Annotated in this window: 2 protein-coding genes; one reads left to right on the top strand and one right to left on the bottom strand. The window is 36.4% G+C overall.

Annotated features, from left to right (window positions below):
* Positions 1–290 precede the first annotated feature (290 nt).
* The gene (locus AOG55_RS04480) at positions 291–1,739 is read left to right on the top strand and encodes a menaquinone biosynthesis decarboxylase (RefSeq protein ID WP_055040955.1); all 1,449 of its coding nucleotides are present in this window, start codon (positions 291–293) and stop codon (positions 1,737–1,739) included.
* 46 nt (positions 1,740–1,785) lie between these two features.
* On the opposite strand, the gene AOG55_RS04475 is transcribed toward AOG55_RS04480, so the two are convergent.
* On the bottom strand, positions 1,786–2,373 hold the full coding sequence (locus AOG55_RS04475) for a class I SAM-dependent methyltransferase (RefSeq protein WP_048101062.1): 588 nt from the start codon (positions 2,371–2,373) through the stop codon (positions 1,786–1,788).
* Positions 2,374–2,437: the final 64 nt, after the last annotated feature.

Here is a 2,437-nt window from a genome sequence, read left to right as displayed (position 1 = left end):
TCAGACGTGTGTCTTCCGATCTTTAATATTAGAATATTAATCATAGGAACAAATGAGGCAATTAATCTTTTAATTATATCAAAAAACATTATATGGATATGCAATGGATAAAAAATAGGACATACTGTAAAGCCAAATAAGAAGTATGGCTCGATGGTATTGGCTTATATCCAGGAAGTTTAAGCATTAAAGAGATAATAATTACCAAGGGTTTTTGTTAGAATGGTTAATAAAAATCATCATCTTAATCACTGGCATAAGGTTATATTTAATTTTAACATTATATATTTATGGTATTCAGTGATTTAAGGGATTATTTAAAATTCCAGGAGAAAAACAATGATCTGGTGCATGTAACAGATGAGGTTGACCCTGATCTTGAACTGACATACATATTAAGCGAGGAGGAAAGGATAGGAAAAAAGAGGACGATGCTTTTTGAGAACGTAAAAAATTCAGACATACCTGTGGCAGGTAATTTCTTTTCAACCGATCAAAAAATAGAAAATATACTTGGGGACAAACCATATAATGTTGGCCTTAGATTGAAGAATCTGGTTAGAATTCCGGATGATACAGAATCCATGATTTCAAGGGGTCTTCAGATGATGAAGGAACTGGGTGGAATCAGGCCAAAGGTTGAACAGAGAAAATCCTCTGAATTTAACGTTCTTGAAAAGGTTGACCTTGGAAGGTATCCAATTACAAAGAACTGGCCAATGGACGGGGGAAAATACATTACAATGCCGCTGGTTATTACCAAGGATCCGGTCACGGGACAGAGAAACGTGGGGACCTATAGAATGCAGGTTTTTGATAATGAAACAACAGGAATGCACTGGCATATACATAAAGGTGGAGCAGAACATTTTAGCGAGTATAAGGAGGAATCAAAAACAATGGATGTCGCTGTGGTCATTGGCACTGACCCACTTACATTCTTTTCATCAATTGCACCGCTGCCCAATGGCATTGATGAGTTTTCATTCAGGGGCTTACTGGCAAGAAAATCCCTTGAGCTAATAAAGGGAGAAACAGTTGATTTGGAATATCCTAGAAATTCCGAAATAGTTCTTGAGGGTTATATAGACCCGTCTGAGACCAGGGTCGAGGGCCCATTTGGTGATCACACCGGTTATTATTCTCTTGAGGAACAGTTTCCCGTTTTTCATATTAAGAAGATAATCGAAAAGAAAAATCCCATATATATGACCACCATTGTCGGCAAACTATGGCATGAGGATGTCAGAATAGGAAAGGCAATAGAGAGGATGTTTTTGCCTCTTGTTCAGATTCAGATTCCTGAAATAGTTGATATGAACATACCTGAGGAGACCGTGGTCAGCAACATGATAGTTGTTTCCATTAAAAAACGCTATCCGGGTCAGGCCAAGAAGGTTATGTTTGCAATCTGGGGCACCGGACAGATGGCATTAACAAAAATAGTGGTTGTTGTTGATGATGATGTGGATGTGCATGATATGAAGCAGGTAATGTGGGCAATGACAACAAGAATAGACCCCTCAAGTGATGTCTTTATCATACCGGGAACGCCCACTGACAGCCTGGATCATCCGGCACGCATATTTAATTATGGTTCAAAGATGGGCATAGATGCCACAAGAAAAACAAAGGAGGAGAATTATAACAGGGTCTGGCCGGAAACATTAAAAATGGATGCAGATATAGAAAAAAAGGTAGATGAATTAATAAATAGGCTTGGATCATCACAGAATTAATAATCCTTTTTTTATTTTTATATGGTTTTATTTATGGAATAATTTATCATATTTTTTTAAATTTTAGTGCTATTAAATTACCCCTAACATCAATAGTTTTTTCATACCCATCGTAATTTAGTGATTCTGCATATTTTTTTGATAAAGAATGGCGTTTATATGCCGATAGATTTGATTTATAATATTCATTATAATACTCTATAATGATAAACACACCACCTTTATTTAAACGGCCAAGTATATATTCAAGGCTTTTCTCCCTGTCCTTCCAGTGGTGGAATGAAAGACTTGAAAATATTAGGTCGAAATTTATATTAAATGGAATATCCCTGCTGCTTCCCTGCTCGCATGTGCACCTTAAATTTTCCTTTTTAAAAAGCTTACGCTCCGCATCAACCATGTATTTTGATGGGTCTATTGCATATACCTGTGCATCAGGAAATTTCTTCGCAACCATGGCTGTTAGCCTTCCCGGCCCGGCCCCTATATCAAGGATGGTTTCCGGTGATAATCCCTCAAACTCATAAATTGCAAAATTATACAGCTTTTTCAGAAGGCGCCATGCAAAAATTGAGTAAAATGACGTTGTTAATAATCCAAATTTCTCCTCTCCATCAACATAATAATCAGGCATAATAGCAGTAAGGCTATTTCTTTTATAAGTTTTCGCATAAAAATAAAATTATTTAATTTAATTG

Origin of the sequence: Acidiplasma cupricumulans (assembly GCF_001402935.1) — an archaeon.
GTDB lineage: Archaea > Thermoplasmatota > Thermoplasmata > Thermoplasmatales > Thermoplasmataceae > Acidiplasma > Acidiplasma aeolicum.
The sequence above is the reverse complement of the archived record's forward strand: the minus strand, read 5'-3'. Positions and strand labels throughout refer to the sequence as shown.

Excerpts from the sequence above, each read along its gene's own strand:
- AOG55_RS04475 (WP_048101062.1), bottom strand. The coding sequence starts at position 2,373 with ATGCCTGATTATTATGTTGATGGAGAGGAGAAATTTGGATTATTAACA.
- AOG55_RS04480 (WP_055040955.1), top strand. The coding sequence starts at position 291 with ATGGTATTCAGTGATTTAAGGGATTATTTAAAATTCCAGGAGAAAAAC.